The organism is Campylobacter sp. BCW_6463 (assembly GCF_001762785.1).
GTDB classification, from domain to species: domain Bacteria; phylum Campylobacterota; class Campylobacteria; order Campylobacterales; family Campylobacteraceae; genus Campylobacter_D; species Campylobacter_D jejuni.
On record NZ_MJXL01000030.1, the window covers coordinates 26,548 to 48,513 of the forward strand.

Below are 21,966 nucleotides of genomic sequence, written 5' to 3' on the forward strand. Positions count from 1 at the left end.
ATTAAACTAAAAAAGAATTAAAAATATTTATTTTATATCAACTATCGCTTAAGTTGATTTACAATTCCTAGCATATCATCACTTGTTGTAATTGCCTTAGAACCCGCTTCATAAGCCCTTTGTCCTGTGATAAGATCTGTCATTTCTTCAACAAGCTGAACATTACTAAGTTCTATAAATCCATGTCTTATTGTTCCAAGTCCATCTTGTCCTGCTATACCCGCAACAGGTGCACCACTTGCTCCTGTTTCAAGATAAAGATTATCACCCATAGAATGAAGACCCGCTGGATTTATAAACTGAACTAGCTCCACTTGGCCAATTTGAGTTTCTTGTTGCTCCCCTGGTAGCATTACAGAAACGGTTCCATCTGTAGCAACATTAATTGCTGTTGCGCCTTCAGGTATTGTCATTTCAGGTAAAAGTCTATAACCATCTGAATTTACAATATTGCCTTCATTATCTTTTGTAAATTGCCCATTTCTAGTATATCCTATAGTGCCATCAGGAAGTTGTATTTGAAAAAACCCATTACCTGCAATAGCCATATCAAGACCATCAGTACTTGTTGATTTTAAATTTCCTTCAGTAAAAACTTTAGTTACTGCTGTTGGACGCACACCCACACCCACTTCTATACCCGAAGGAGAAAGAGTAGTAGCTGAAGTTGAAGTTCCTGCATACTTCATAACTTGATACATAAGATCAGCAAATTCTGCGCGACTTTTCTTAAAACCTGCTGTATTAACATTGGCGATGTTATTTGAAGTAACATCAATTTGTGTTTGCTGCGCTACCATTCCCGTAGCAGCAGTATGAAGTGATCTCATCATTTTTAATCCTTTTTTTTATTTTATTTTAAATTATTTAACAGCTGCAAGCTTATTGATAGCTTCTTGATTTAAGTCATCCATATGAGCTGTCATAACTTTTTGATACATTTCTACCATTCTGTTTGCTTCAATCAGTCCTACCATTTCAGTAACTGGATTAACATTTGATCCCTGAGAAAAACCTTGGCGAATAGCATTGGAGTTTTCCAAATCTCTAATGCGGGTTAGATCATCTATTTTATAGACATTATCCCCATCTTTTTGCAAAGCTCTTATATCATCTACTTGTGCTACAAATAATCTTGCATTTTGAGCTCTATCAACCTCAATGCTTCCGTTTTTATCAACGCTAATTTGAACAGCACCATTAGGAATGCGTATGCCAGCATTCTGAGGATTATTAAAATAATCACTACTTAATACCTTGTATCCTTGCTTATTTACCAAATAACCCTCATCATCAAGTTGAAAATTTCCATCTTTAGTTAATCTTACTTCTCCATCTTTGGTTTGAACCAAATAAAAAGCATCTTCTCTAGTCATTGCCAAATCCAAAGGATTGTTTGTGGCCTTTAAAGAACCTAGGCTAAAATCCGTATATTCTTGAGAAACTTGCGGGATTCCATCTATTGTAGTATTTACAAAACGAGATGCATCTCTTGTGTGATTTTCTATAGGCAACTCATCCTGAGTTTCTTTAAAAATCCTTTTAAAATCTGCAATAACCACATCATCTCTTTTGTATCCACTTGTATTAATATTGGCAAGATTATTAGTAATCACATCAAGTTTATTAAACTGAGTTACCATTCCACCAGTTGCTTGATAATATCCATTTTGCATATTTTCACCTATAAAATTAAGATTTTATAGCTATAAAAGCAAAGAGTGTTCCAACTTTTAAAAACAAAGAAAAATAAATATTTGAAAGATTATTAGGAGAGAAATTTAAACTACAAAAAGCAAGATTTGACTCAATCTTGCTTTAAAAATCAATTTTAATCCATTTGACGACGCAAGAAAGTTGGTGTTTCAATTTGCGCCATTATCTCTTCATCGTAACCACCGCTTACCTTTTTAAGACTTAAATAAGGATTTTTCCTAGAAGCTTGAGCTTCTTCGGTAGATTTTTTAGCTACTGTATCTTTATCTTCAAATCCTGTCGCAATAATAGTTACTTCAACTCTATCTTCCATGCTATCATCTGTGGTAGAACCAAAAATAATCTTAGCATTTTCATCAACAATTTCTTGTATACTATTTGCTGCTGCCGAAATTTCAAACAAAGAGCAATTAGAACTTGTTTTAAAATGTAAAATAACTCCCTTGGCACCCTTAATATCCATTCCATCAAGCAAAGGAGATTCTATAGCGTTTGAAAGGGCCTCTTCTATAGCATTTTCACCACTAGCACTACCAACACCCATAAGCGCGAGTCCGCGATGACTCATGATGGTTCTTACATCCGCAAAGTCAACATTAATATCTCCATTATCAAGCAAGATAGACACCATACCTTTTACAGCACGAGCTAAAATATCATCAACCAATCTAAAAGCATCTTTAATGCCTGCTTTTTTATCAATAATGCTCAATAATTTTTCATTTTGAATTACAAGAATAGAATCACTTTCTTTTTTAAGCTCAAGGAGACCGCTTTCAGCAAGTTTTTTTCTTTGTTTTCCTTCGAATGCAAAAGGCATAGTTACAACAGAAACAGTTAAAGCTCCAATCTCTTTAGCTGCTTGTGCAATAACTGGAGTGGCACCCGTTCCAGTACCTCCACCAAAACCTGAAGCAATAAATACAATATCACTTTGACTAAGACTTGCTTTTATTTCTTCAAAACTTTCTCTAGCACTTTCTGCGCCTACTTCAGGAAGCATACCAGCGCCTAAACCTTTAGTTTTTTTCTCGCCAAGTTGAATTTTAGTTTTTGCTAATGAAATTGAAATAGCTTGTGCATCAGTATTTGCTGCAATTAAATCAAGATCATTTAATCCCATTTTAACCATATGGTTGATCATATTACCGCCACCGCCACCGCAGCCTATAACCTTAATTTTTGCACCTTTATTATGTTGCATTTCTTCTACTAAAAATTCACTCATAAAAATTTCTCCTTGTTAAAATTGATTCATAATTTTATGCCAGATATTTGAAAAAACGCTAGGTTTTTTTTCTTTTGGCTCTTTAAAATCTAATTGTTCTTGTATTGCAATTGTATCATTTTCTTGCAAATTTTCATCAAAAAAATCAGATTTTATTTCACTTTCTGCATCTTTTTGCAAAACAATATCTTGTTTAATTTGACGATTAAAATTTTCAATTTCCCCTTTATATCTTAATTTTTCATTAGAATCAAGTTCATAAGGCGTAAAATACCCTGCTCCATATAAACAAAGTCCTATAGCACAAGTATTTTCAGGATCATTAAAAATTTCACTAAAACCAGTAATCAAATCTTTTCTTGCAGTAGCCAGTCTAACTGAGCGATTATCAAATGTTGCAGGAGCTAGCTCATCAATACCTGCTAACTTAGTCATTCCACCTGTTAAAACAACTCCACCACCTATAGCATTGGCATAACGATTATCACTTAAGATTTTTGCCAAAATCATCAAAGTTTCTTCCGCTCTTGCATAAATTACGTTTGAAATAATATCCAAAGAAACTTCATTAACCTTTCTTTCATCGCCCATTGAAGGAATTTGTATAAGGGTGTTAGGCTGTTGCGAAAGAGCTGCATAATTAAGCTTGATTTTTTCTGCTTCTTTTAAAGGTGTATGCAATGCCATTGATAAATCTTGGGTGATATTAATCGAGCCAATTTGCAAACAATCATTGTATCTAATTGAATTTCCAGTATGAACAACCATATCACAAATCGCTCCACCCGTATCAATCAGAACAGCGCCTAATTCCTTTTCGCTATCATCTAAACAAGCTATAGCTGAAGCATATCCTGAAAGAACTATATTATCCACTCTTAAATCAGCTAATTCAACCGCTTTCTTAAGATTTTTAATATGAGATTCTTGTGAAATCACTATATGGGTTGAAACTTCTAAACGATTGCCACTCATTCCCAAAGGATCATCAACATGTTCAAGATCATTAACCTTAAAATTATAAGGCAAAACATGGATAATTTCATAACCACTTGGTAGATTGGCAGTATGCTTAGCTGTACTTACAGCACGATGGATTTCTTTAATGCCTATTTCATGATTTGGAATATTAACAACACCTACACTATCAACGCTTTTAGTATAAGCACCTGATATAGACACCACAACCTTATCATAATGAACTCCGCTCATCATCTCAGCACTTCTAACAGCTTCTTCAATAGATTTAGAAGCAAGCTCTATATTGGTAATGGCACCTTTTTTAACCCCGTTGGTTTTTGACTTGGAAAAACCAATAATTTTTAATCCATCTTCATCTTTTTGAGCAATAATGGCACAAGTCTGGGTTGAGCCTAAGTCAATTCCTAATATATTCAAAATCAATTCCCTTTATAATAAATTTTTATTGGATATATCTTTTTAAGTTCATCAATAAGTTCTTGCTTAAGCTCATTTGCTTTTAAATTTTGCAAATTTTGCTCAAGCATAGTTTTGTATTGTTTAAATTTATCGGAGTTCATATCTAATTTTTGTTTATTTATTTTATATAATATTGCTTTATTGTCGTTAATGACCACATAAGAACTATTTTGATCAGCATTAAATACATTCATTAAAAAATAAGCAAATTCAGAATCATTTAATATCTTATCACTAAGCTTTACACTCTCGCGAGAACTATCTCGACTTAAAAAGCCTATATCATCGCCTTTAAAATTTACTAAACTATTTTTGGCTTTTTCTTCTAAATTTTTTCTAGCTTGTTCGCTTAAATACATAGGTAAAACTTCTTCTCTAGCTTCTTCAAAAGTTTTATTTCTTATAGGATCTACTTTATTTAGTTTAACTATGATATATCCGTTATTATAAGGTGCTGGTCGTAAAACATCTCCATTTTTAGCTTTATTCAAAAGATCAATTGGATAATAAACATCAGATTCACTAATATTTTGATCTTTTTGAAAATTATCTTTCCCATTTTTTAAATCTAAAAATTTAGCATTAGCCACATTCTTTAGTTGCATTAAGGCGTAATCTTTAGCAACTTCATTTTTAGCAGACTGAAAATCCATCACTTTACCTGCAAAATCTTTATATTTTAGTTTATTTTCATCTTGATTGTAAAATTTTTCTAATTCTTTGTCGTCAATTTTCTCATTGCTAACTGGCAAAAAATAAGTTGAAATTTCATATATTTTTTTAGTTTTATAATCTTCTTTATGTTCATTCCAAAGCTTTTTTAAATCCTCTTCATTAATCTTAATATTTTTTTTGTCATAATCAATTTTTGCAATACTTAAAGCATCTTGCATAAAATAACTAGAAGCTAACATTTTTAATTCCTCATCTTTGCTAGGAATATTAAAAATTTGATTAAGTTTATCGGTAATTACTTCATTTGCAAGTTGTGTTTCATAATCTTTTGGAGTTAAATTATTGGCATTTAAAAGTTCATAATAAATTGTTTTGTTAAAATCCCCTGTAGAATCTTGAAATTCTCTAGTATTTGCAAGTTTTTGTAAAATTTCATTCTCGTTTATACCAATACCCAAATCTTTAGCAAAATTTAACAAAAGCTTATCTTCAACAAGAGAGCTTAAGGCTATATTTTTAATGCCTAGTTGCTCAGCATTTTCTGGAGTTAAAGCACCATTGCTAATTTGATTATAATAACTTAAAATCTGTCTATATCTAGTATCAAATTCGCTAAAACCTATCTTTTCATTTCCTACAGTTGCAACACTCGAACTTCTATTGAGATTAAAATCATAAGCACCCCAACCTAAAAAGCCGGCACCAACAAAAGCTATAGTACTAACCCATATAGTAACAACAAGATATTTTTTGTGATGTTGCATCCAAGTAAGCATATCATTCCTTGATTAAATTTAAACTAGATATTGTATCGTAGAAGTGTTTAAGTGGAGTTTAATTATAAAATTTTTACCAAAAAATATTTGTTCTTTAAATTTTATGATTTTTACAATGAAATTTAGTTATAATTATAGTTTATAAAAATTTATTAGGATTGATTTTGGAAATTCCTCATATCCCAGTTTTACTTAATGAAGTTCAAGAGATTTTTAAAAATCTTAAAACAGGTTATTTTTTAGACTGCACTTTAGGATTTGGCGGACACAGTGAAGCTTTGCTTAAAAATCATCCTGATCTTGAAATCATTGCTTGCGATCAAGATCAACAAGCTTTAGAATTTTCTAAAAAACGTCTTAAAGATTTTCACAATAGGATAACTTTTATACAAAGTAATTTTAGTGAAGTTTTAGAAAAAATTTCACATAAAGAAGAATTAAGAGGTATTTTAGCAGACATTGGAGTTTCTTCATTTCAACTTGATAATAACGAAAGAGGTTTTAGTGTAAATTCTGACTTTTTAGATATGAGAATGAATCAAAACTCCAAAATATCGGCTTATGAGATTATTAATACTTATACAAAAGAGCAATTAACTTCTATTTTTAAAGATTATGGAGAATTGCACGATGCACATTTTATTGCTGAAAAAATTTGCCTAGAAAGAAGTAAAAATCCAATCAAAAGCGCCAAGGAACTTTATCAAATCATAGGAAAAGGCAAACAAAATCATAGAAAAATTTCCAAAGCCACTTTAGCATTTCAAGCCATTAGAATAGAAGTAAATCAAGAACTTAAAGTGCTTAAAGATTTTCTTGGGCATTTAGAAAATTTAAAACCAAAAAATTGCATTTTAGCAATCATTAGTTTTCATTCTTTGGAAGATAGAATAGTAAAAAATTTTTTCAAAAAATGGTCAAAAAACTGCATTTGTGATGAAAAAATAATGCGTTGCGAATGTGGAAATAACCATAGCCTAGGGCAAATAATAACCAAAAAAGCTATAAGCGCAAGCAAGGAAGAACTTTTAAAAAATTCTCGCTCTAGTTGTGCTAAAATGCGGGCTTTTTATTTTAATAATTTGGACAATAAATAATGCTAGAAGATGATTTTATAAAAGAACGCCAAAACATACGCCAAAAAATGCTGAAATTTTCTCGTGCTATAAATCAAGGCAAACCGCTTGATGATGACTTAAGAAATGAAATTTCTAGCGATGATATTTTAAGACGTCGTTTTAAAAAAAAGACTCCTAATAAATTCTTAGAAGAACTCGATGAAGAGTATGAGTCAAAACATACCAAAAAATCAAATATATATTTAAAAGAAGATCTGATCAATGTTAAATTAGAAGAAAAGCAATCTCTTGCTAAAAAAATTTTTTCCAAAATGAAAGAAAGAAAAAAAGAAGAAAATAAAAAAACTAAAAAGATTTTTTCGTTTGGAAGAAAAAAAATAAACGAGATAAAAAATATTCAAACCAAACCAAAAATTCAAACAAAAAATGATCAAAACCCTATCCAAGATAAAAAAGAAAAAAAAGAATCTATAAAATCTATAGAAAAAATTCAAAAAACTGAGCCTAAAATACAAAATTCCCAAACTATAGAAAAACGACCTGATATTAAAAAACAACCCGATATTAAACAAAGTTTGGAAAATTTACAAAAAAAGATAACACCACAAGAAAATAAACAAGAACTTCCAAAACCATCCAATCAAGCCCAAGAAAAACAACAAAATGATGAAGATGCTCAAAAGGCAAAAAATGTTTTATTAGAAGGCTTCTCTAATGCCACCAAAGAAGATAGAAACCTAAATTTCAATCATCTTCTTTTTGCGGCTTTACTTGTTAGTTTTGCGTTATTTTTATTTGCTCCACAAATTTATATTAGAAATCAAATTTATTATCTTAGTAGAGAAATTGCTACATTAAGAACAGAAGAAAGCGTTTTAAACGAAGAAAATAAAGATTTAAAAAGAAGACTTGAAAATATGCGATTCCAAAATCAAATTTTAGATTATTTAGAATGAATAATCTTATCTAAAACATACTGCTCTAAATTTGCTTTTGGAATTTCTTCTTTTAAGGCTTCCCTATAAATTTCACCTGCCATTATAGAGTATTTTTCATAAGCAAAATAAGGGAAATGCAAAGCCCAGGCTTTTTGTATTATTTTTTTTGAGATTATTTTGCGAGTATAAACTTTAAAAATATCATATCCTATAAATACACAAGCAGTAACCATAACAGCACTCACTATGCTTATATGAAAGTCAAGTTTTGTTAAAAAATAATGAGTAATTAAAAGCAATGGCAACAAAACCACAGCACAAAAAACACCAAAATAAATATAAGAATTTAGAATTTTGAAATTAAAATTTAGCTTAGAAGGATCTACAAGCATACCGTCATTAAAAAGTGCATTTGCCTCTAATAAATCCTTCACTAAAACAGGTTGTTCTGATACTTTAAATAAAAAACGAAGGCTAAATTCTTTAAATTTTTTCATAATCCACGCTTTATTTTTTAATTAAAATTTTATCTAAAGAAAATTAATTTTTACTAAATATAAACCTCTTTCAATTGCTTATTAATTCTTCTGTGATTCTAGCGATTTCTAATTCTTCATCTGTAGGAATAACAAGCACTTTAACTTTAGAATTGGCATGATTTATCATTCTTTCGCCCGAAATCCTTTGTTTGTTAAGTTCAAAATTTAACTCGATACCAAGATGAGCTAATCTCTCACATACTTTTTGTCGAACCAAACTATCATTTTCTCCTATACCACCTGTAAAAATAATAGCATCGGTTTTTGGCAACACAGCAAAGTAGGATCCTATATATTTTACAAGACGATAGCAAAACATATCAAGAGCCAAACGTGCTTTATCATTACCTTGTTCTATCTCTCGTTCTATATCTCTAAAATCATTATAACCGCAAATTCCATATACTCCGCTTTTTTTATTCATCAGTGTATCTATTTCTTCTATAGTTAAACTTTTAATATGGCTTATAAAAGGTAAAATAGCAGGATCTATATCCCCGCAACGCGTTCCCATAATAAGTCCTTCAAGCGGAGTAAATCCCATAGAAGTATCCACACTTTTACCTTTTTCTATAGCACATACACTTGCACCATTTCCAAGATGAGCAGAGATAACATTTAATTCATCTTGATCTTTTTGAAGAAATTTTGCCGCTCTAGAACTAACATAAGCATGGGAAGTCCCATGAAAACCATATCTTCTAATATTATGCTTATCATAAAAATCATAAGGCAAAGCATACATATAAGCAAAATCAGGCATAGTACGATGAAAAGCTGTATCAAAAATAGCCACATTTGCAACACTAGGTGCAGCTTTAATCATTGTTTTTATGCCTGCTAAATGGGCAGGATTATGCAAAGGAGCAAAAATACTAACCCTATCTATCTCTTTAAGAACATAGTCATCTACTAAACAATGCTCACTTAAATTTCTTCCCCCGTGAACTATACGATGACCACAGCCATCAAGAGCATTTAAATCCGCTAAAATTCCTGATTCTTTAAAAAGCTCATTAACTATACTAAGTCCTTCTTCGTGATTATTTATTGTTAATTCTCTTTCAAAACTTTCATTATTTAAAACATTTTTTAATATAACTTTTGAATTTTGCTCTCCGATTTTCTCTACTAAGCCACTCGCTTTAACGACTTTATTATCAAAAAATTTAAATTTAATCGATGAAGAACCTGAATTTAAAACTAAAATTTTCATTTATTATTCCTTTCTATTGAGCTTGTATAGCACTTAAAATAACAGTATCTACAATATCATCCACCAAACATCCACGACTTAAATCATTAACAGGTTTTTTAAGACCTTGTAAAATAGGACCGATTGCTAAAGCATTAGCGGTTCTTTGAACTGCTTTGTAACAAATATTTGCTGCATTAAGATCAGGAAAAATATACACATTTGCATGGCCTGCTATCTTAGAATTTGGCATTTTCTTTGCCGCAGTCTTTAGATCATAAGCACAATCAAACTGCATAGGACCATCTATATTTAACTCAGGGTATTTTTCTTTAGCAATTTTTAATGCTTCTTTTACAAGATCTACACTTTCCCCTTTACCGCTATCACCACTAGAATAAGAAAGCAAAGCTATTCTTGGTTCAAGTCCAAAAGATTTAGCAGTCATAGCACTTACATAAGCACTAGTTGCAAGCTGTTCAGCAGTTGGACTTGGATTTACAGCACAATCCGCAAAAGCTAAAACTTGATCTTCAAGCCCCATAAAGAAAATTCCCGAAACAGAACTAATACCTTCTTTGGTTTTAATAAGCTGCAATGCAGGGCGAATTGTTTCAGCCGTAGTAGTTGATGCTCCACTAACCATAGCATCAGCTTTTCCAGTATGTATAAGCAAAGTTCCAAAATAAGTTTTATCCTGAACTAGCATCTTAGCCTCTTCTAAACTCATTCCTTTAGATTTTCTTGCCTCATAAAGAATGGAAGTAAATTCTTGATTATATTCTGAATTGAGCGGATTCATAATTTGTATAGTACTTAAATCAAGACTTAATCTAGCAGCATCTTGTTTGATTTTTTCCTCATCACCCAATAAAATAAGATCAACAACTTTACTTTTTAATAAAATTTCAGCAGCTTTTAAAATTCTCTCATCATTACTTTCTGGCAAAACAACAGTTTTTTTATTTTTTACGCTTTGTTTAATCAATTCATATTTAAAACGATGCGGAGTTATAAAATCATACTCTTCAAGCTTTTGCACTTCTTCAAAATTAAATTTTTCATTAATCAAAACATAATTACGACCATCTAGGGTATGATCGAAATATTTTTGAGCTATAAGTTTATCTTCATCATTAATAATAGCAGCGATAGGGGTATTAAGATTTTTAGCCAATTTTATACTAAGATCAAATCCATCAAGTATTCCAAATTCGCAAAAGCTATTTACAAGCACAAAATCGTATTTGCGTTTTAACTCTTCGTATTCTTCTAAAATAACATTAAAAAAATTATGAGGATCTTTGCTAAATTCCTCCATTGCTTCTCTAAAGGTAAAACCATAAGCACTTTTTACGGTTTGGTTAATATTAAATTCTTCCAACCAACCTTGCAAAACAGGGACGCGATGTATGTATATCACAGGACAATAAATTGCGATATTTTTGTAAATTTTGCTATAATTTTTAAGCAAATTTGTACTAATAATAGTATTTAATTCATCACTTCTAGATCTCATCAAATAAAGATTTGCCATCATTTTCTCCTTAAATTTATAAATGTGGAACACTCTTTGCTTTTTCTAATTTTAACAAAATAAAAATAAAAAATTTATATTTTAAAGGACGAAAATGAAAAAAGTTTTATTTTATATGTTACCGTTTGCGTTTTTTGGTTGTTCTGCAACGGTTGATCCACAAATTTCAATGAAACCACCTGCTTATGTAGAAGAACTTGCACCAAAACAAAGCAATAATGTAGAAAGTGCACCAGGATCGCTTTTTGGCAAAGGGGATAATCCTTTATTTTCAGATAAAAAAGCTATGAATGTAAATGATTTAGTTACAGTTGTTATACAAGAAAGTACCACTCAAAGCACACAAGCCAATAAAGCAACAAGTAGAACTAATACCTCAAATTTAGGCGGAGGTGCTTTAACAGGAAGTTCAGGAGTGGTAGCTAATGCTCTTAATAAAGTCAATGCTTATTCTAATATAGGCTTTCAAACCAATAGTTCAAACAAGTACACAGGAACAGGCTCACAAAGCAGAAATGAAAGTTTCAATACTACAATTTCAACGCGTGTAATTAAAATTTTATCGAATGGTAATTATTTTATCGAAGGCTCAAGAGAGCTTTTAATCAACGGAGAGAAACAAATCATACAATTAAGCGGTGTTATTCGTCCTTATGACATCGGTCAAGACAATACTATAGATAGTAAATATATAGCAGATGCTAAAATTCTCTATAAAACAGAAGGTGAAGTGGATAGAAGCACAAGAAAACCTTGGGGTAGTAAAGTTATAGAAGCGATATGGCCATTCTAAAAGCAAGGTTAAACCTTGCTTCTTGGCTTTTATTCTTTTGCAGCCCTACTTTTAACTTCATCTTCAACTTCAGCTAAAAATCTATCTACAAGTTCACTTTCTTTTAATTTAGCTACAACTTCACCATGTCTTATAACAAGTCCTTGATTTTTCCCAAAGGCTATAGCCACATCAGCACCTTTAGCTTCGCCCAAAGCATTTACCACGCAGCCCATGACACTGATATTTAAAGGTTCTTTTATATGCTTGGTTTTTTCCTCTACTATTTTAATCGCGCTGAGCAAATCACTTTGAATCCTACCGCAAGTTGGACATGAGATGATATTTACTCCGCTTTTTTGCACTCCGCTATCTTGCAAGATTGCTCTTGCTACACGAATTTCTTCTTCAAGTTCGCCCGTCATAGAAACACGCATAGTGTCGCCTATACCCTTAAGAAGTAAATTTCCTAAAGCTATAGAACTTTTTACAGTGCTATGAAATTTAGTTCCTGCTTCAGTTACCCCTAAGTGAAAAGGATAATCACAAAGCGGTCTTAATCTCTCATAAGCTTCTATAGTTTTTTGAGCATCTGAAGTCTTCATGGAAATTTTAATATCAAAAAAGTCTAAATCCTCTAAAAGCTTGATATTATACATCGCACTTTCTAGCATAGCATCGACACCATAGCCAAATTTATCGCTAAATTGTTTTTCTATGGAGCCGTGATTTACACCGATACGTATAGGGATACCCCGTTCTTTACATGCTTTTACCACTTCTTTGATATTTTCTTTAGAGCCTATATTGCCAGGATTTATACGCACTCCATCGATAAATTCAGCACAATATACAGCCAAATTATGATTAAAATGAATATCTACGATTAAAGGCAAAGGACTTTTAGCTTTAATCTCTTTTAAAGCCCTTGCATCGGCCATATCCAAACACGCCAAACGCACTATATTTGCTCCTGCAAAATAAAGACGATTGATTTGCTCTAAAGAACCTTCTATATCTCTTGTCTTAGTAAAAAGCATCGATTGAACTGAAATGGGTGCATCACCGCCTATTAAAACATTTCCTACTTTGATTTGTCTGGTTTTAAATCTTTTATATTCCATAACTTCACTCTTTGAAAAATTTTAATATCAAATTTTAACTTTTTATTGCTTTAATTAAAGTTTATTTTTGATAATATATTTAAATTTCATGACATTTAAATATTTATGAATTATATATAAATTAAATACAATTAAAAGAGGTTATATGCAAAATCTTTTACTCTATATAAAAAATAACCTAACTCCAACCCTAGCTCAAATTCTTTTACAAGCTTTAAAAAATTCGAATAATGAAAAATTTTTTACCTTTGTTTTGGAAAATATTGAAACAATTTGCACTTGGCTCAATTCTAGCGAATTTAAGAATAGATATTTATCAATAAAACATCCTTATCCACCTTTAATCAATCCTAATTTTATAGAAATAGATGCTAGTCGACATTGTGCAGAATTAGCTTGGGATTTAAATTTACCCCTACCTAAACACTATAAATTTATCTATATTTCTCCACATGGCGTTGGAGCAGCAGCATTTTTAAGATACCTTAATCAATGTTGCGATGTAACTTGTTTTGCCTCCTGGGTTTTACCACCTGATGTCAAAGAAAGATATTGTCTTAATTACATGTGTCTAAATGACAATACGATTACTCAATATGCTATTAATATATCAGAAATCAATCTACCTTATTTTGATAAATATCTATCTTTATTGGATTTTAACTCTAAAATTATTTGCGGAGTTCGCGATCCAATAGGAATTTTAAAGCATAACTGGGGAAGAGATTGGAATAAAGTTTCAAGAAACTATCCCTCTGAATTTAATCTAACTTATGATTGGCGTTATTATATTGACTATCTTGCTCATCAAAATCATAAAATTAAAATCGATATAAACGAACTACAACAAGGAGTTTTTATCATCTCTTATTTATTAAAATATTTTAACAAAGACAAAGTATACTATCTTGATATGGAAGAAATCCGCCAATCAAAGGCCTTCGATACTATGAATTTACTTGCTATAAATTTTAATTTTACCCCCCCCCCATAAAGATAAATTAGATTTATTTAAAATTAAAGAATTTAGAGGTTATATTCGCTATCTTTTTCCTATTACACTTTATGCAAATTCTAAGGATATTAACAATACCTTTTATCTTAATACTCCTAAAAATAATAAAAATTTTAATATTGATAAAACTTCTAGCATTCCCATAATTTTAGACAGAAAACACATTAATAATGAAAAAATAGACATAATACAAGAAATTATAAAAAATGACCTATGTAATGATATGGGTGTATATATTGATAAAAATAATTTTAAGCAATTAGAACAAAACAATCTTTTATTTTCAACAATTAAACATTATTTACATAATTTTTTACATCAAATTAAAATAACCATAGACGAAACAGAAACAAAAATGATGAAAGAAAAAGATGTGATAGATTATTTTATAAAAAATAAATCACTTATTTATACTTTTTTTAATATATTTGAAAATGAACTAAATCATTTAAAACAAACACATCCTCATATTATTGACTCTTGGAAATATTATAAAGAATTTGAAAAGATATACAAAGATAAATAATTATCTTGCTTACACAAAATCAATAGGATCAATATCTGCACTTACATTTTTAAATTGCAAAATATAATTTTCAATTGCCACTAAAGCTTTATGATTTTCACTTCTAAGTAATAAATAAAAACGATATTTTCCATGCAGCATTTCAACTCCACAAATTCCATAGCCTACCAATTCTACCTGTTTGATATTTTTAAATTGATAGGCAAGTTTTTCGCAAAGCTTTTGTGAGGATTGTTGATCCTTATCTTCTATAAGAACTCTTAAAAGGCGTTTAAATGGAGGATAAAGATCTTTTCTATTTTCTAACTCATCTTTTAAAAAAGCATCATAATCCTCTATATACCTTTCAAAAAAAGCTCTATTTTTTGTTTGCAAAAGTACTCTTGCTTCGCCTTTACGCCCTGCCCTACCTGCAACTTGCATAGCTAAAGCTAAAGTTTCTTCACTCGCTCTAAAACTAGGACGAAACAAATACTCATCAAGCCCTAAAATCACACTCAAATCCACACTATGATAATCATGCCCTTTAGCAAGCATAGAGGTGCCAATAAGTATATCGATCTTATTTTCATTAAAGTCTTTTAAAATAGTATTAAGCCTTTTAACGCTTGTGATTTCATCGCTATCAAATTTTACTATTTTTGCTAAAGGCAAAGCATTTTGCAAAAGCTCTAAAAGTTCAGCAGTCCCCATTTTTCTAGCTTCTAACATTTCTCCTTTACAACTTGGACAATTTTGCTCTATCAAAGAAGTATAATTACAATAATGACATTTTAAAACATTTTTCTTTTTATGCATACTCATAGCGATAGAACAAAAAGGACATTTTATCGTTTCCCCACAATCCTTGCAAATGATTTGTCTAAAATTAGCCCTTGTAGGTAAAAACACTATAGCTTGTTTTTGATGTTTTAAACTTTTTTCTAATTCGCTTAAAAGCATAGGTGTTATACCAAGCTCATTTTCATCATATAAAAAATGTTTTTTACTGTCAAAAAAAGTTCCTTTTAATCTAAAACTTTTTTGTTTATAAAAGCTCGTTAAAGATGGAGTTGCAGAACCTAAAACCACTTTAATATTATTTTTTTGACCCAAAAAAAGTGCTAAATCTCTTGCATTGATAAAAGGCTGATTAGAAGCCTTATAAGAATTATCGTGTTCTTCATCTACTACAATAAGTCCTAAATTTCTAAAAGGCAAAAACAAAGCCGATCTTGCACCCGCTACTAAAAGCACTTCTCCCTTGCAAAAACGCTCTAAATATTCTTGCTTTTTTTTCTTTGAAATTTTAGAATGCCACAGGAAAAAATTATCCTTAAAATACACTTCCAAACGCTTTTGCATTTGTGGAGTGAGTGCGATTTCTGGCATCAAAAGTAAAGCTTGTTTACCCTGTTCTAAACACTCTTTTATCAAAGAAATATAAATTTCAGTCTTGCCACTACCTGTATCAGCAAAAAGCAAGGAATTATTTTCTTTTTGAAGAAAACTTAAGGCATTTTGTTGTTGATTGCTTAGCTTAGGGGTATCTTTAAAAAACATTTTGTGACATTTATACTTAGGACTAGTTTCAAAAAAACCCAAAACAAAACCAAGTTTTGAAGCATAATAATAAACAATAAAATTTACCAATTCAAACTGCAAAGGAGTTAGAAAATACCCTGTAATTTCTTTAATTTCTACGGTTTTAAAATCAGGTTTTTGACATTCTTTAAGCACGATAGCTTTAAGGTTTTTTTTAGTTTTTAAATCCACTAATACTTGTGTTAAAGGTTTGATTTCATCAAAACTATGAAAAGTTAAATTATCCAAATACAAACCACAAATTGCAAGCTCATAATATCTTATATCAGATCTTTGCATCTAGAACTTCCTATACACTTTAACAAACCTTCTTTAGAATCATAAATAAATTCAACCATCTCTTTGGCATTTAATGCAAATCTATAGTGATTTTTACCTATTTTTATCCAAGATTTAAAATCAGAATAAATAGGTGTATCAAGCAAAGAATAATCACAATCATTTAAACAATAAAAGAGTTTTTCTTTGGCTTGATTGTTTTGTGCATTATCTAAAATTTCTGGAAAATTTAAATTTTTAAGTCTCATTTGACTACGCATTAAAGCAAGAGCCGAGCTTAGCATTTCATAGTCCATTTTTAATTTTAAAATTTTAACCTCATCTTTTGTAGTATTAATAAAAGATAAAGATAAGCTTGATAAAATTCCCAAAATCAAAATCACAAAAACAAGCTCAAGCAAAGTAAAAGCTTTATTCATTTTGTCGGGAGTTCTTCATTGATTGCTTTTATTAGTTTCTTAAGTTCTCTTTCTAAAATATAATTTTCATAACTTTTTTTAACAAACGCATCTACAAAACGTTTAAGTTCTATTTTTTTAGTACCGCCAGAAATTAAAGCGATATCATCTTCTAAAAAATTTGCAAATTCTTCACTGCACTTAACAATGAAATCTTTTGCATTGACATTAACAATAACTTGTTTTAGATTATCTGCCAAGAACAGCCTCTATTTTCTTATAAATATCTTCGCTTTCTATATTGCGAGATTTAAGTTCTTCTTCTAAACGCATGATTTGATTGCTTTTTGCTTCATTTTGTGCTTTCACACTTACAAGCTCATTTCTTAAAGCCTCATTGGCTTCGCAAACTTCGTTATACTTTTCAATTAATTCATTTACTTTATCTGTCATAGTATTGATTATTTTTTCATCAAACATATTTTTGCCTTCTTAAGAAATTTGTAATTTATGGAAAATATTATTTGATATTGTAGCAGAAAAAAATTTAAATTTAGGTTTTTATTGTCAATTAATTTTTAATTAAAGCATTTTCTTTTAAAATTTTTTCAAAAATAAAAATAAAGTAGAAAAATGTTAGAACTTACCAGCGAATTTAAACCCAGTCCCGATCAACAAGAAGCCATAAAAGGTATAGTAAAAAGTATAAAAAAAGGCAACAAATATCAAACCTTACTAGGCGTTACAGGAAGTGGAAAAACCTTTACCATGGCAAATGTCATTAAAGAACTTAATATACCTACCCTTATCATGAGTCACAACAAAAGCCTTTGTGCACAACTTTATAGCGAATTTAAAGGCTTTTTTTCTAAAAATCATGTGGAATATTTTATATCTTATTATGATTATTATCAACCTGAAGCCTATATCCCACGCACTGATGTTTTCATAGAAAAAGACAGCTCTACTAATGAAGACTTAGAGCGTTTAAGACTGAGTGCTACTGCTTCTCTTTTAAGTTATGAAGATGTGGTTTGTATAGCTAGTGTTTCAGCAAATTATGGACTTGGCAATCCAAATGAATACATAGGCATGGTTTTAATCTTTGAACTAGGTATGCAAATTTCACAAAAAGAACTTTTAAAAAAACTTGTAGATATGGGTTATAAAAGAAATGATAATTTTTTTGATCGTACAGATTTTAGAGTTCAAGGAGATATTATAGACATTTATCCAGCTTATTATGAAGATGAAGTAGTAAGACTTGAATTTTTTGGCGATGAACTTGATGCTATGTATCATTACAATGTTTTAGAAAATAAAAAAGGCAAAGATTTAAAACGCTTCATACTCTATCCTACAAGCCAGTTTAGCGTGGGCGAAACAAGACTAAAACAAGCGATAAAAGATATCAAAGCAGAACTTAACGAACGCCTTGCTTATTTTGAACATGAAAATAAACTCGTAGAATATCAACGCCTTAAACAAAGGGTTGAATTTGATCTTGAAATGCTTACAAGCACAGGAATGTGTAAAGGTGTTGAAAATTATGCAAGGCATTTAACAGGACTTAAAGAAGGTGATACTCCTTATACGCTTTTTGATTATTTTGCGATTAAAGATAGAAAATTTCTTGTTATAGTCGATGAAAGCCATGTATCTTTACCACAATTTAGAGGTATGTTTGCAGGAGATAGAAGCAGAAAACAAACCTTGGTTGATTATGGTTTTCGTTTGCCTTCAGCCTTGGATAATCGTCCTTTAATGTTTGATGAATTTATCCATAAAAATTGTCAATTTCTTTTTGTTTCAGCCACACCTGCACCTTTAGAACTTGAACTTAGCAAAGAAAATATCTTTTATCAAATCATGCGTCCTACGGGATTACTTGATCCTTTGATAGAATTAAAAGATAGCGATAATCAGGTTGAAATTTTATTTGATGAGGCTAAAAAAGTCATACAAAGAAACGAACGAGTTTTAGTAACCGTACTAACTAAAAAACTCGCTGAAGAACTTACAAGGTATTATTTAGAGCTTGGTATAAAAGTCAAATACATGCACTCAGATATCGATGCTATAGAACGCAATGAAATCATAAGAGGTTTAAGAAGTGGTGCTTTTGATATGCTAATTGGCATTAACTTACTTAGAGAAGGACTAGACCTACCTGAAGTTTCACTCATTGCCATTATGGACGCAGATAAGGAAGGTTTTTTAAGAAGTACTACAAGTTTAATCCAAACCATGGGAAGAGCAGCTAGAAATGTCAATGGTAAGGTTTTGCTTTTTTGCAAAAAAATCACAAAATCCATGCAAGAAGCTATGGATACCACCAATGAACGCCGCAAACTTCAAATGGCTTATAATAAAAAATACAATATCACGCCAACTTCAGTCAAACGCCATATTGAAGAGAGCTTGAAAAATGAAGAGGATTTAGGCGAAATTTATCGCAAAGGTAAAAAACTAGAAAAAATGCCTGCTAACGAAAGAGCAAAAATTGTCAAAGAGTTAAGAAAGCAAATGCTTGAAGCAGCTAAAGCACTTGAGTTTGAAAAAGCTGCTGCTATTAGAGATGAGATTAATAAATTAAGGGATTTATAATAAAAATATATCCCTTGTTCTAACTCCTGCCTCATTAAGTAAAGCACTTAAAATTTCATACTGAAAGTCTTGCAAGGGACGTTTTTCTTTTAAAACTATACCTATGACCCCTTTAGTTTTTTCCCCATCTTCTATAGGTAAATACATAGCATTAGCATTAGGCAAGGTATTTGTACAAACACCTGCTCTTTCTTTATTTGTTGCAACCCATTGAGCAATAGCAATCTCATCAGCACTAAAACAATTTTTTAACATTTGCTTATCATCGTTAAAAAACAACAAAGGTTTCGATAAAATATTGTTTTTATTTATAGGATAAATAATAATAGGTAAATTTAATAATTTTAAAGCTTGATTTCCAAGTTGTTCCCAAAGCTCTTGTTTGCTTTTCACTCTTGCTAACTTTTCACTATTTTCAAGCAAAATAGCCGTTCTATAAGCTCTTTTAGTGAGTTCTTTAGATTGCAATTTTAATCTTCTAGTAAAAACAGCTGTTAAAAATCCAACTATAAACATAGTTGTAAAAGTAATAATATTTCCACTATCATGAACTTTAAGACTAAAAATAGGTTCTAAAAAGAAAAAATTATAAATCAAAACACTTACCAAAGAAGAATAAAAGGCGAAAATTTTATTATCAGAAATAAAAGAAGAAGCAAAAACTGCTAAAATAAAAATCATAACTATATTGCTTGGCTGAGTATTAAATTTATGAAATACAAAAGCTATAAAAGTTGCTAAAAGCAAAACTCCTGTGATTTTTAAAAAACCTAAAAAATCAAAACCTTTTTTACTTCGTATTTTAGGAGTAGAAATTTGATTTTCATTAACAAGATATAAATCAATATTGGGTGCTTTTTTAGCAACAGCTTCAAAAATCTCTTCTTTAAACTTTTTTTTATCTTTATTTTTACCTAAAACAATTTTAGAAACATTGCTAAGGCTTGAATACTCTGCAATTTGTCTTGCTATATCATCATCATATACGCTAATGATTTCAGCATCAAAACTTTTAGCTAGTTCTATATTTTCTTCTAAGGCTTTTTCTTCTTTAATATTGGGATTTTTTATATAAAGCGCACTCAATTTAGCATGAAAAGCTAAAGCAAGTCTTGCAGCTGCACGAATAACCTTTGCATTTGAAGCATTAATACAAACTAAAATATGCTCTCCAGTATGATAAGCTAAATCATCATTAATAAGCCTTTGTTCACTTGCTCTTAAATTCACTCTTGAAGCAAGTCTTCTTAAGGCAATCTCACGCAAAGCTATAAGTCTTTCTTGGCGAAAGAAATTTTCAAGTGCTAGTTTAGCTTGTTTTTCCTTATAAATTTTGCCATCTTGCATTCTTTTTAAAAGCTTATTGGGTTCAATATCAACAAGTTCAACCTGATCAGCATCATCAAAAATACGATCAGGAATACGCTCTTTAACTTCTATCTTACTGATATTAGCGACTAAATCATTTAAACTTTCTAAATGTTGTATATTTAAAGTAGTATAAACATCAATACCTGCTTTTAGAAGTTCTTCTATATCTTGAAAACGCTTTTCATTACGCAAACCTTTAGCATTAGTGTGTGCAAGCTCATCTACTAAAACCAAAGCAGGTTTTCTCTTAAGGGTAGCGTCTAAATCAAACTCTTTTAATACTATATTTTTATAAGGAATTTCAAGATTAGCTATACTTTCAAAACCTTGTGTTAAAGCCATTGTTTCAGGTCTATCGTGAGGCTCTATATAGCCTAAAACAACATCAACTCCATTATCCCTTAAAGTTCTAGCTTCACTTAACATAGCATAAGTTTTTCCAGAACCTGCAGCATAACCTAAGAAGATTTTTAATTTTGCAAGTTTGTTTTTTTCTTCTTCCTTGGCTTTAACCTCAAGTTTTTTAAGAATTTGTTCAGGACTTTGTCTTTGCATGTTTATTCTTTTTTCATGGCTTTAACAATAGCTATATTAACGGCTAAAACATTAACCTTTTCTTCCCCAAAAATCCCTAAAAATTTAGACTCTGTATTTTCTTGAATGATTTTTTCTAATTCTTCTTTGGTGATTTTTGAAGATTGACTTATCCTAGGAATTTGCACTAGGGCTGCTTGAAGACTGATATGAGGATCAAGTCCTGATCCTGAAGCGCTTAATAAATCCAAAGGAATTTGTTCTTTTGTAATTTGCAGATTTTCATCTAAAAATTTTTGCAAATCTTTTTGCACACGCTCTTTTAAAGCAGGATTTGACATAGCATAATTAAATCCACCTGAACTTACACTGCTTTCATTTGTATCACTTGTATTGTAATTTGACACAGATGCTCTTGAATGTAGAAAATAAGGCTTATTAAAATCTTGACCCAAAAGCTTTGAACCTACCGCTTTACTTATATCCAAAGTTGGACGACCTTCTTTATCCACTAAACTTCCACTTGATTGATAAGGAAAAATAAATTTTGCAACTGTATTTAAAGCAAAAGGATAAATAAGAGTACACAATATTAGCATTACCACAAAAAAACTAAGCAAAGTTCTAAGCATA

The 21,966-nt window shown here is 30.5% G+C and carries 19 protein-coding genes and 1 pseudogene; 5 read left to right on the top strand and 15 right to left on the bottom strand.

Annotated elements, in window-relative coordinates:
• Positions 1 to 41: 41 nt before the first annotated feature.
• The 5 genes from flgG to AJ884_RS03215 all read right to left on the bottom strand — a co-directional run bounded on the left by flgG (position 42) and on the right by AJ884_RS03215 (position 5,835).
• The gene (flgG, locus tag AJ884_RS03195; protein WP_002852142.1) at positions 42 to 833 is read right to left on the bottom strand and encodes a flagellar basal-body rod protein FlgG; all 792 of its coding nucleotides are present in this window, start codon (positions 831 to 833) and stop codon (positions 42 to 44) included.
• Between the two features lie 30 nt (positions 834 to 863).
• On the bottom strand, positions 864 to 1,676 hold the full coding sequence (locus AJ884_RS03200; protein ID WP_070286433.1) for a flagellar hook-basal body protein: 813 nt from the start codon (positions 1,674 to 1,676) through the stop codon (positions 864 to 866).
• Positions 1,677 to 1,831: 155 nt separating this feature from the next.
• Positions 1,832 to 2,944 (bottom strand): cell division protein FtsZ, encoded by a 1,113-nt coding sequence (gene ftsZ, locus AJ884_RS03205; RefSeq protein ID WP_002921956.1) that lies wholly within the window; start codon positions 2,942 to 2,944, stop codon positions 1,832 to 1,834.
• A gap of 15 nt (positions 2,945 to 2,959) precedes the next feature.
• Positions 2,960 to 4,348 carry a cell division protein FtsA gene (gene ftsA / locus AJ884_RS03210; protein ID WP_079860504.1) on the bottom strand — a complete coding sequence of 463 codons (1,389 nt, stop codon included), beginning with the start codon at positions 4,346 to 4,348 and terminating at the stop codon, positions 2,960 to 2,962.
• Positions 4,345 to 5,835, bottom strand: a complete 1,491-nt coding sequence (locus AJ884_RS03215; protein ID WP_070274964.1) for a peptidylprolyl isomerase — start codon at positions 5,833 to 5,835, stop codon at positions 4,345 to 4,347. Before AJ884_RS03215 ends, ftsA begins: the two co-directional genes overlap by 4 nt.
• 158 nt (positions 5,836 to 5,993) lie before the next feature.
• Between AJ884_RS03215 and rsmH the strand changes: the two genes are divergently transcribed.
• Entirely contained in the window at positions 5,994 to 6,932 is a 939-nt protein-coding gene (gene rsmH / locus AJ884_RS03220) for a 16S rRNA (cytosine(1402)-N(4))-methyltransferase RsmH (protein WP_079860796.1), read from the top strand.
• Complete coding sequence (locus AJ884_RS03225; protein WP_070233206.1) at positions 6,932 to 7,870, top strand: hypothetical protein; 939 nt, start codon at positions 6,932 to 6,934, stop codon at positions 7,868 to 7,870. Before rsmH ends, AJ884_RS03225 begins: the two co-directional genes overlap by 1 nt.
• Here the strand turns inward: AJ884_RS03225 and AJ884_RS03230 are convergent.
• The 3 genes from AJ884_RS03230 to pta all read right to left on the bottom strand — a co-directional run bounded on the left by AJ884_RS03230 (position 7,858) and on the right by pta (position 11,126).
• The gene (locus AJ884_RS03230; RefSeq protein WP_070233204.1) at positions 7,858 to 8,349 is read right to left on the bottom strand and encodes a hypothetical protein; all 492 of its coding nucleotides are present in this window, start codon (positions 8,347 to 8,349) and stop codon (positions 7,858 to 7,860) included. The two genes, AJ884_RS03225 and AJ884_RS03230, sit on opposite strands and share 13 nt — an antisense overlap.
• 70 nt (positions 8,350 to 8,419) lie before the next feature.
• Positions 8,420 to 9,607: an acetate kinase gene (locus AJ884_RS03235; protein WP_070286435.1), complete on the bottom strand. Its 1,188-nt coding sequence runs from the start codon at positions 9,605 to 9,607 to the stop codon at positions 8,420 to 8,422.
• A 13-nt stretch (positions 9,608 to 9,620) separates the two neighbouring features.
• Entirely contained in the window at positions 9,621 to 11,126 is a 1,506-nt protein-coding gene (pta, locus tag AJ884_RS03240; protein WP_083267223.1) for a phosphate acetyltransferase, read from the bottom strand.
• A 91-nt stretch (positions 11,127 to 11,217) separates the two neighbouring features.
• Here pta and flgH point away from each other — a divergent pair, with 91 nt between their 5' ends.
• Positions 11,218 to 11,916 (top strand): flagellar basal body L-ring protein FlgH, encoded by a 699-nt coding sequence (gene flgH, locus AJ884_RS03245; RefSeq protein ID WP_070286437.1) that lies wholly within the window; start codon positions 11,218 to 11,220, stop codon positions 11,914 to 11,916.
• A 29-nt stretch (positions 11,917 to 11,945) separates the two neighbouring features.
• Here the strand turns inward: flgH and ispG are convergent, their stop codons facing one another.
• Positions 11,946 to 13,019, bottom strand: a complete 1,074-nt coding sequence (ispG, locus tag AJ884_RS03250) for a flavodoxin-dependent (E)-4-hydroxy-3-methylbut-2-enyl-diphosphate synthase (protein ID WP_070283751.1) — start codon at positions 13,017 to 13,019, stop codon at positions 11,946 to 11,948.
• Positions 13,020 to 13,164: 145 nt separating this feature from the next.
• Here ispG and AJ884_RS03255 point away from each other — a divergent pair.
• A pseudogene (locus tag AJ884_RS03255) lies at positions 13,165 to 14,560 on the top strand (DUF2972 domain-containing protein).
• Positions 14,561 to 14,569: 9 nt separating this feature from the next.
• On the opposite strand, the gene AJ884_RS03260 reads toward AJ884_RS03255, so the two are convergent.
• The 4 genes from AJ884_RS03260 to AJ884_RS03275 are packed head-to-tail and all read right to left on the bottom strand — an operon-like array spanning position 14,570 to position 17,301.
• Positions 14,570 to 16,423 (bottom strand): primosomal protein N', encoded by a 1,854-nt coding sequence (locus tag AJ884_RS03260; protein ID WP_044780529.1) that lies wholly within the window; start codon positions 16,421 to 16,423, stop codon positions 14,570 to 14,572.
• Positions 16,405 to 16,842, bottom strand: coding sequence for a prepilin-type N-terminal cleavage/methylation domain-containing protein (locus AJ884_RS03265; RefSeq protein WP_002852324.1), 438 nt, complete (start codon positions 16,840 to 16,842; stop codon positions 16,405 to 16,407). Before AJ884_RS03265 ends, AJ884_RS03260 begins: the two co-directional genes overlap by 19 nt.
• Positions 16,839 to 17,081 carry a hypothetical protein gene (locus tag AJ884_RS03270; protein WP_002854947.1) on the bottom strand — a complete coding sequence of 81 codons (243 nt, stop codon included), beginning with the start codon at positions 17,079 to 17,081 and terminating at the stop codon, positions 16,839 to 16,841. Before AJ884_RS03270 ends, AJ884_RS03265 begins: the two co-directional genes overlap by 4 nt.
• On the bottom strand, positions 17,071 to 17,301 hold the full coding sequence (locus AJ884_RS03275; RefSeq protein ID WP_002852327.1) for a hypothetical protein: 231 nt from the start codon (positions 17,299 to 17,301) through the stop codon (positions 17,071 to 17,073). Before AJ884_RS03275 ends, AJ884_RS03270 begins: the two co-directional genes overlap by 11 nt.
• A gap of 153 nt (positions 17,302 to 17,454) precedes the next feature.
• Here AJ884_RS03275 and uvrB point away from each other — a divergent pair, with 153 nt between their 5' ends.
• A complete protein-coding gene (uvrB, locus tag AJ884_RS03280) occupies positions 17,455 to 19,428 on the top strand; it encodes an excinuclease ABC subunit UvrB (protein ID WP_070286438.1) in 1,974 nt (657 codons plus the stop codon).
• Here the strand turns inward: uvrB and AJ884_RS03285 are convergent.
• Together AJ884_RS03285 and kdpC are read right to left on the bottom strand one after the other, a co-directional pair.
• On the bottom strand, positions 19,423 to 21,354 hold the full coding sequence (locus tag AJ884_RS03285) for a sensor histidine kinase (protein WP_002871322.1): 1,932 nt from the start codon (positions 21,352 to 21,354) through the stop codon (positions 19,423 to 19,425). The genes uvrB and AJ884_RS03285 overlap by 6 nt on opposite strands.
• Before the next feature lie 2 nt (positions 21,355 to 21,356).
• Positions 21,357 to 21,965 carry a potassium-transporting ATPase subunit KdpC gene (gene kdpC / locus AJ884_RS03290; protein WP_044780531.1) on the bottom strand — a complete coding sequence of 203 codons (609 nt, stop codon included), beginning with the start codon at positions 21,963 to 21,965 and terminating at the stop codon, positions 21,357 to 21,359.
• Position 21,966 lies beyond the last annotated feature (1 nt).

Coding starts and splice junctions, on each gene's coding strand:
- flgH (WP_070286437.1), top strand. CDS start 11,218: ATGAAAAAAGTTTTATTTTATATGTTACCGTTTGCGTTTTTTGGTTGT.
- AJ884_RS03285 (WP_002871322.1), bottom strand. CDS start 21,354: ATGCAAAGACAAAGTCCTGAACAAATTCTTAAAAAACTTGAGGTTAAA.
- uvrB (WP_070286438.1), top strand. CDS start 17,455: ATGTTAGAACTTACCAGCGAATTTAAACCCAGTCCCGATCAACAAGAA.
- AJ884_RS03275 (WP_002852327.1), bottom strand. CDS start 17,301: ATGTTTGATGAAAAAATAATCAATACTATGACAGATAAAGTAAATGAA.
- AJ884_RS03215 (WP_070274964.1), bottom strand. CDS start 5,835: ATGCTTACTTGGATGCAACATCACAAAAAATATCTTGTTGTTACTATA.
- AJ884_RS03260 (WP_044780529.1), bottom strand. CDS start 16,423: ATGCAAAGATCTGATATAAGATATTATGAGCTTGCAATTTGTGGTTTG.
- AJ884_RS03200 (WP_070286433.1), bottom strand. CDS start 1,676: ATGCAAAATGGATATTATCAAGCAACTGGTGGAATGGTAACTCAGTTT.
- pta (WP_083267223.1), bottom strand. CDS start 11,126: ATGATGGCAAATCTTTATTTGATGAGATCTAGAAGTGATGAATTAAAT.
- AJ884_RS03265 (WP_002852324.1), bottom strand. CDS start 16,842: ATGAATAAAGCTTTTACTTTGCTTGAGCTTGTTTTTGTGATTTTGATT.
- AJ884_RS03230 (WP_070233204.1), bottom strand. CDS start 8,349: ATGAAAAAATTTAAAGAATTTAGCCTTCGTTTTTTATTTAAAGTATCA.
- ftsZ (WP_002921956.1), bottom strand. CDS start 2,944: ATGAGTGAATTTTTAGTAGAAGAAATGCAACATAATAAAGGTGCAAAA.
- kdpC (WP_044780531.1), bottom strand. CDS start 21,965: ATGCTTAGAACTTTGCTTAGTTTTTTTGTGGTAATGCTAATATTGTGT.
- flgG (WP_002852142.1), bottom strand. CDS start 833: ATGATGAGATCACTTCATACTGCTGCTACGGGAATGGTAGCGCAGCAA.
- AJ884_RS03235 (WP_070286435.1), bottom strand. CDS start 9,607: ATGAAAATTTTAGTTTTAAATTCAGGTTCTTCATCGATTAAATTTAAA.
- ispG (WP_070283751.1), bottom strand. CDS start 13,019: ATGGAATATAAAAGATTTAAAACCAGACAAATCAAAGTAGGAAATGTT.
- AJ884_RS03225 (WP_070233206.1), top strand. CDS start 6,932: ATGCTAGAAGATGATTTTATAAAAGAACGCCAAAACATACGCCAAAAA.